General features: G+C 69.5%; 6 protein-coding genes and 1 pseudogene. 4 read left to right on the forward strand and 3 right to left on the reverse strand.

What is annotated here, in order from left to right:
• Nucleotides 1-156: 156 nt before the first annotated feature.
• On the forward strand, nt 157-837 hold the full coding sequence (locus AACZ35_RS11165) for a response regulator transcription factor (protein ID WP_339829248.1): 681 nt from the start codon (nt 157-159) through the stop codon (nt 835-837).
• A gap of 27 nt (nt 838-864) precedes the next feature.
• Here AACZ35_RS11165 and AACZ35_RS11170 read toward each other — a convergent pair whose 3' ends face one another.
• Nucleotides 865-1,395, reverse strand: a complete 531-nt coding sequence (locus tag AACZ35_RS11170) for a cytochrome b/b6 domain-containing protein (protein ID WP_339829250.1) — start codon at nt 1,393-1,395, stop codon at nt 865-867.
• Entirely contained in the window at nt 1,395-2,477 is a 1,083-nt protein-coding gene (locus AACZ35_RS11175; protein ID WP_339829252.1) for a catalase family peroxidase, read from the reverse strand. Before AACZ35_RS11175 ends, AACZ35_RS11170 begins: the two co-directional genes overlap by 1 nt.
• Before the next feature lie 237 nt (nt 2,478-2,714).
• Between AACZ35_RS11175 and AACZ35_RS11180 the strand changes: the two genes are divergently transcribed.
• The 3 genes from AACZ35_RS11180 to AACZ35_RS11190 all read left to right on the forward strand — a co-directional run bounded on the left by AACZ35_RS11180 (nt 2,715) and on the right by AACZ35_RS11190 (nt 4,788).
• Nucleotides 2,715-3,596, forward strand: coding sequence for a CPBP family intramembrane glutamic endopeptidase (locus tag AACZ35_RS11180; RefSeq protein ID WP_339829255.1), 882 nt, complete (start codon nt 2,715-2,717; stop codon nt 3,594-3,596).
• A gap of 86 nt (nt 3,597-3,682) precedes the next feature.
• Nucleotides 3,683-4,309 (forward strand): trimeric intracellular cation channel family protein, encoded by a 627-nt coding sequence (locus tag AACZ35_RS11185; protein ID WP_339829257.1) that lies wholly within the window; start codon nt 3,683-3,685, stop codon nt 4,307-4,309.
• A 95-nt stretch (nt 4,310-4,404) separates the two neighbouring features.
• Complete coding sequence (locus AACZ35_RS11190) at nt 4,405-4,788, forward strand: DUF302 domain-containing protein (RefSeq protein WP_339829259.1); 384 nt, start codon at nt 4,405-4,407, stop codon at nt 4,786-4,788.
• Here AACZ35_RS11190 and AACZ35_RS11195 read toward each other — a convergent pair.
• Nucleotides 4,785-6,489: pseudogene (locus tag AACZ35_RS11195) on the reverse strand (NahK/ErcS family hybrid sensor histidine kinase/response regulator); the annotation flags it as partial. The gene AACZ35_RS11190 and the pseudogene AACZ35_RS11195 overlap by 4 nt on opposite strands.

The following is a 6,489-nucleotide window of genomic DNA, read 5'->3' on the forward strand; positions in this document are numbered from 1 at the left end:
CAAGACCCGCAGTGGCAAGATCATGCGCCGCATCCTGCGCAAGATCGCCGAGGCCGGGCCCGAGGGCGTTGACCGCGGCACGCTTGGAGACACGTCCACGCTGGCCGACCCGGCGGTGGTGGAGTCGCTGGTGAACGAGCGCCAGGTACGCTGACGATGAACAGCGCCGCGCCCACCATCCTGGTCGCGGACGACCACCCGCTGTTCCGCGAGGCCCTGAAGGGCGCGGTGTCGCGCCTGCTGCCGGGCGCGCATCTGGTGGAATCCGACAGTGCCGACGCACTGTTCGCCAGCGCCGAGGCCCATCCCGACGCCGACCTGGTGCTGCTGGACCTGAACATGCCGGGCGCCCATGGTTTCAGCGCCCTGGTGCACCTGCGCGCGGTGCAGCCGCAGCTGCCGGTGATCGTGGTGTCCGCACGCGAAGAAGCGCGCGTGGTGCGGCGCGCGCTCGACCACGGCGCCGCCGGCTTCATTCCCAAGTCGTCCGACCCGGGCACGATCCGCGACGCCATCGCCACGGTGCTTGACGGCGGCCATTGGGCGCCGCCGCAGGCCGAACACGCCGAAGGCCTGGCGCCGGAAGAAGCGCAGGTCGCCGCGCGCCTGCAGGAGCTCACGCCGCAGCAGTTCCGCGTCCTTGGCATGTTGGGAAGCGGCCTGCTGAACAAGCAGATCGCCCACGCCCTGGGTGTTTCCGAAGCCACGGTGAAGGCCCACATGACCGCGATCCTGCGCAAGCTCGGCGCCAGTAACCGCACCCAGGCGGTGCTGATGGCCGGCCGGCTGGCGGTGGATCCCCAGCCGGCGGACGCTGAACTCGACCAGGGCCTCTGACGACGGGCGGGCCCTGCGCCCGCCCGCTTACTTGCCGCCGCTCATCGCCTCGAAAACGCCGTCGCGACGCACCCACGCGTGGTGCAGGGCCGCGGCCAGGTGCACCAGCACCAGGCCGAACAGCGCGTAGCCGAGCACGCCGTGGGCGCCGCGCAGCCAGGTGTAAAGCGCCGGGTCCTGCGGCGCCAGCGGCGGCAGCACCCAGCCGCCGGGCAGCGTGACCAGCGTGCCGCCGGCCGAGGACATCGCCCAGCCGAGCAGCGGCATCGCGAACAGCAGCAGATAGAAGACGACGTGCGCGGCCCGCGCGGCCGCGGCCTGCGGCGCGGACACGCTGTCGGGCAGCGGCGGCGGCGGATTCCGGCGGCGATGCCACAGCCTGACCACGGCGAGTGCCAGGACCAGCAGGCCCAGCGGCCGGTGCAGGTCGAGCAGCCAGGGGCGCAGTTCCAGCGACGCCACCATGCCGACGCCGATGAACAGCATCGCCAGCACCATCGCGGCCATCGACCAGTGCAGCCAGCGCGCCGTGCGGTCGTAGTGCTTGCGGTCCTGCATCACGGTGCTCCTTCGGTCGCCGCGGGGCGCTCGCCGGCGGCGAGTTCACGCTGGCGGTGGTTGAACGACACGGCATAGGCCGCGGCGCGAGCCGCCAGCACCGGGTCGCCCGAGGGCGCGATGCCGTCGGGCAGCATGGTGGGGTCGAAGTTGATGTCGCGGCAGGCGCCGGTTGCCTGGTCGGAGGCGCGTTCAAGCACGAAGGTGCCGGCGGTGACCCGCTGGCGATCTTCCGGCCAGGGCTGGGACGGGTCTTCGATCGGGTCACCGGCTTCGGCGATCGTCAGCTCGAGCGTCCAGCGCAGCGGGCCACGCGCCAGCCGCGCCTGAAGTTCATCGGTCAGCAGGCTGGGCGCGCCGGATTGGCGCTGTTCCGGATCCAGCGGCTCGAACGCCGCTTCTGGCACGAAGGACCAGCGCACGTAATTCTCCTCGCCGTCGGCGCTGGTGAACCGGAAGGCGTGCACGCCGTTGTAGCGGGTGTTGGCGAAGCTGTCCGACCACGGCGCCGAACCGGCCCAGGCCATGAAATTCGCCGCCTCGGGGTGTCGTTCAAGGAAGGCCTGCAGCTTCTGCGGATCGGGTTTGCCGGTGGCCGGATCCGGGCGCGAAGCCAGGATCTGCTCGGCGAAGGCCTGCGGCGTCGAAACGGCGAAGAACGGGAAACTGTTCATCGCCATGCGCCAGCGCTGGCCGTCGTCGGTATCGAGCTGCAGGGCCAGGCTGCGCACGCGCGCGGCGCCTTCCAGTCCGTAAGGGTCGCCGCCGCCGATCGAGAGGCGGCCCAGGGCCGGCGTCACCGGCTGGGTGAAAACCCGGGCCTTCGACAGCGCCGCGGCCCCCGCCGTGGGCTCGAACCAGCCCGCGACGCACACGCCGCGCGCATGCGCGCGCCTGAAGCCGGCGAAGGGTTTGCCGTTTTCGATGCTGTCCACCAGCCGCGGCGCGGTGACCCGCGACGGCGTCAGCCAGCCTGCCGTCCAGGCGAAGGCCGCGGCGAGCAGGCCGACGATGGCGGCGATGCCGACGTAGGGAAGCAGCGGCCGCCAGCGCGGCGGGGATTCGGGCAGGGGTTCGCTCATGCTGGCGCTCGGCGGAAAGACCCCTATTCGCGCATTTCCGGCGTTTGGGCAAGGTGATGAGGTTCACCGGCGGACCGTGGCCGAGGCCGAATGAAACCGGCCCCATCGCCGCGCCCGACTGGCCGCAGTGGGCGCCCGGCCCGCCCGTGTGCCAGTGGCATGAGTTGGCCTGGCGCGGCGACCGGGAGCCGCCCTACAGTGAGCTTCCCGGCATTGGCCGGGCCAAGGACGCCCGCCATGTCCCAGGTTCGTCGTTTCTTGCGCGTGGTCGGCCAGCTCTTGCTGGCCATGGCGGCCATCGTTGGCACCGCGCTCGTGTTCCGCTGGTTGTTGTATCCGGCCCTTCTTTGGGTCTTTGATCCCGGCCCGGGCCTGGCAACGCAGGTCAGGCGCTTTGGCATCCTGTTGTCGGCGACCTTGGGCTACTGGCTCTACGTGCGCTTCCTGCGAAAGCGGGCCGTGGCCGAATTGCGGCCCGCGGTCGCCGGCGCGGCGCTCGGCGGGCTGGCTGGAGCCGCGCTGATCGGCCTGGTGCTGTTGCCGCTGTTCGTATTCGGCTTCTACCAGGTTACCGCGCACCAAGGCGCATCGTGGAGCCTGCTGGAGGTCGCCGGCTTCCTGCTGGTGGCGGCGATGCTGGAGGAACTGGTCTACCGCGGGGTGCTGTTCCAGACCCTCGAGACGGCCTGGGGAACCCTGCCGGCGCTGTGCCTGCAAGCCCTGGTGTTCGGCGCGGTCCATCTGGAAAACGTGTTCGCGTTTGGCGGCAGTGCCTGGGACATGGTCGCGACGGTGGTTTCAGTCACCCTGCTCGGTGCGATGTGGGCCCTGCTTTTTGTACTGTTCCGTAATCTCTGGATTTGCGGACTGAACCACTTCGCCTGGAACTTCACCATCCTGTGCAGCGGCGTGCCGCTTTCAGGCATCGATGAATGGCGGGATTCGGCGCCGATACGAACCGAATACCGCGGCCCCGATTGGCTGACCGGCGGTCCGTTCGGTCCGGAGAACTCGTTGCTGACCCTGGTGGTGGTGGCATTGGTCGTCGGCGTGCTTCTGCACTTCGCCAGGCAGCGGGGACGGCTGCTCGGTGCCGCCGCGGTGGTCCAGGGGCGTTGACGGTTGGAATCCCGTGTTTTCTGCCGGGAGAACTGTTCAAGCCCGCGCGCGGGTAAAATCCGGCCACCTGCGCCGTGAGCCCGCCCATGACCCCGCTGCTGTTGTCCACGCTGGACCTGGTCGGCACCTTCGCCTTCGCGATCAGCGGTGCCACGCTGGGCGTGCGCAAGCGGCTGGACCTGTTCGGCGTGCTGACGCTGGCCTTCGCCGCGGCGACCGCCGGCGGCATCACCCGCGACCTCATCATCGGCGCGCATCCGCCCGCGGCCTTCGGCGACTGGCGCTACCTGGCCACGGCGATGGCCGCGGGCCTGGTCACCTTCTTCGGTTACGAACAGGTCGAGCGCGTGCGCAACCCGGTGCAGATGTTCGATGCCGTCGGCCTGGCGCTGTTCGCGGTAAGCGGCACCAGCAAGGCGCTGGCCTTCGGCATCGGGCCGGTGGGCGCCGTGCTGCTGGGCATGCTGTCGGGCATTGGCGGCGGCATGCTGCGCGACGTGCTGGTGACGGAAATCCCGGCCGTGCTGCAGCGCGAACTTTATGCCGTTGCCGCGCTGCTGGGTGCGACGCTGCTGGCGCTTGGATCCGCGCTTGAACTGCCGCCGGCACCGACTGCGCTGGTCGCGGCGCTGGCCTGCTTCGTGCTGCGTTATCTCGCCATCCGGCGCGGCTGGAACCTGCCCATCGCCACCTGGCGCGACCCCGAATCCTGAAGATGAACGATCACTCCGGCATACCGGGGCCATAGCGCAGAGCCGGGGCCATACTGCAGTTTGGCAATTCCGCCGTTTGCACGTGAGGAGCGCCCATGTTGTACCGAAAGGAAACCAGCAAGTCGGTTGACCAGGTGTTCGCCGACATCGAGAAAGCGTCGAAGGAACACGGCTTCGGCGTGCTGCACCACTACGACTTCAAGAAGACCCTCGAAGGCAAGGGCTTCGCCCTGGCGAACGAGTGCCGCGTGATGGAGATCTGCAACCCCGGCCAGGCCAGCGAGGTGCTGTCGGTGGACATGGCGCTGAACATGGCGCTGCCGTGCAGGATTTCCATCTACGAGGACGGCGGCAAGACCATCGTCGGCATGATTCCGCCGACGGCGGTGCTGAAGCTGGTGTCCGACGATCCCCGCATCGAGCCGGCCGCCCGGCAGGTGGAAGAGGCGATGGAAAAGATCATCGAGGCTTCGATCTAGACGATCCGGTCGGGGCCCACCCGCCGCTGCTGCGCCGCCAGGAATGCCCGGAGGCTCGCCGGTTTCACCGGTTTTGTGAGCACCGGAATGCCCAGTTCGCGGGCCGCGCGCTTGACCGTGTCGCTGCCGTCGGCCGTCACCAGCACCGCGGGCGTGTGCGGGCCGCAGACTCCACGCAGGGCAACCAGGGCGCCCAGGCCGTCGAGTTCGTCGTGCAGGTGGTAGTCGGCAACCAGTACGTCAGGCCGGGACTCGCGGGCCAGCGCCAGGGCCGAAGCAACGGTTTCGGCCGCGCGTACGTCCACGCCCCAGCGGCCCAGCAAGGCTTCCATGCCGTCGAGGATTTCGCGGTCGTTGTCCAGGCACAGCACCTTCAGGCCGCCCAGGTCGCCGGCGGGCGCGGCGGAGCGCGGCGGCTTGGCCGGCGCCGCGGTCTCGGCCAGCGGCACGCGGATGCCGAAGACACTGCCGCGACCGGGCCAGGAGCGCACGGAAATCGGATGGTCGAGCATGCGCGATACGCGCTGGCAGATGCTCAGGCCAAGGCCAAGGCCACGTTCGCCCCAGGGCGAAGGCTGGTCGAAGCGCCGGAACTCTTCGAAGATCTGCGCCAGATGGTGCGGCGGGATGCCCGGGCCGCTGTCCCAGACTTCGATTTCGACCCCGCCCTGGCGCCGGCGCGCGCCGATGATCACCCGCCCGTCCTTGGTGTAGCGCAGCGCGTTGGCGACGAAGTTCTGCAGTGCACGCCGCAGCAGTCGGCGGTCGCTGCGCACCGACAGCGGACCGGCATGCACGCGGAAACCCAGGCCGCGCGAGGCCGCCAGTGGCGCGTACTAGCCCGCGACGCTCGCAATCAGTTCGTCCAGGCGGAACACCGAAAGCTCCGGCTTCAGTGACCCGGCATCGAGTCGGGAAATGTCCAGCAGGCCGTCCAGCAGTTCCTCGGCGTCACGCAGCGACACGTCCACGCGTTCGGCCAGGCGCCTCTGCTCGTTGGCTTCGTCGGTATCGCGCAGCGCCGAGGTGAACAGGCGCGCGGCATTGATCGGCTGCAGCACGTCGTGGCTGATGGCGGCCAGGAAGCGCGTCTTGGAAAGGTTGGCGGCTTCCGCTTCGCGGGTGCGCTGTTCGACGCGCTGTTCCAGGGTTTCGTTGGATTCGCGCAGGGCCTGTTCGGCGCGCTTGTAGTCGGTGATGTCGCTGTAGGTGGTGACGTAGCCGCCACCGGGCAGCGGCTGGCCGCGCATTTCGATCACCTGGCCGTTGGCGCGCACGCGTTCGAACACATAGGGCGTGCCTTCGCGCAGGTGGCCGATGCGCTTGTCCACCTGTGCTTCGATGTCGCCCGGGCCCATTTCGCCGCGTTCGGCGTTGTAGCGGATCAGGTCCACCACCGGCCGGCCCACGTAAAGCATGCCGTCGGGATAGTCGAACATCTGCTGGTAGCGGCCGTTCCAGGCCACCAGGCGCAGGTCGCGGTCGACCACGCTGACCGCCTGTGAGAGGTTCTCCAGGGTTGCCGACAGGATTTCGCGGTTGAAGCGCAGCTCGTGGCTGGCTTCGTCGAGCAGGCTCATGACCTCGCCCAGCTCCATGCCCGAACCGCGCAGCGCGGTGGTCAGCGTCAGGCGCGCCGAGGCCGCGCCGATGGCGCCGGCCAGCAGGCGTTCGGTGAACTGGATCAGCGGCCGGTCGGCC

This window comes from uncultured Arenimonas sp. (assembly GCF_963976025.1).
Lineage (GTDB): Bacteria > Pseudomonadota > Gammaproteobacteria > Xanthomonadales > Xanthomonadaceae > Arenimonas.

What these genes read in the sequence shown, in the direction of transcription:
- AACZ35_RS11165 (WP_339829248.1), top strand. Translation starts at nt 157, where the DNA reads ATGAACAGCGCCGCGCCCACCATCCTGGTCGCGGACGACCACCCGCTG.
- AACZ35_RS11170 (WP_339829250.1), bottom strand. Translation starts at nt 1,395, where the DNA reads ATGCAGGACCGCAAGCACTACGACCGCACGGCGCGCTGGCTGCACTGG.
- AACZ35_RS11175 (WP_339829252.1), bottom strand. Translation starts at nt 2,477, where the DNA reads ATGAGCGAACCCCTGCCCGAATCCCCGCCGCGCTGGCGGCCGCTGCTT.
- AACZ35_RS11180 (WP_339829255.1), top strand. Translation starts at nt 2,715, where the DNA reads ATGTCCCAGGTTCGTCGTTTCTTGCGCGTGGTCGGCCAGCTCTTGCTG.
- AACZ35_RS11185 (WP_339829257.1), top strand. Translation starts at nt 3,683, where the DNA reads ATGACCCCGCTGCTGTTGTCCACGCTGGACCTGGTCGGCACCTTCGCC.
- AACZ35_RS11190 (WP_339829259.1), top strand. Translation starts at nt 4,405, where the DNA reads ATGTTGTACCGAAAGGAAACCAGCAAGTCGGTTGACCAGGTGTTCGCC.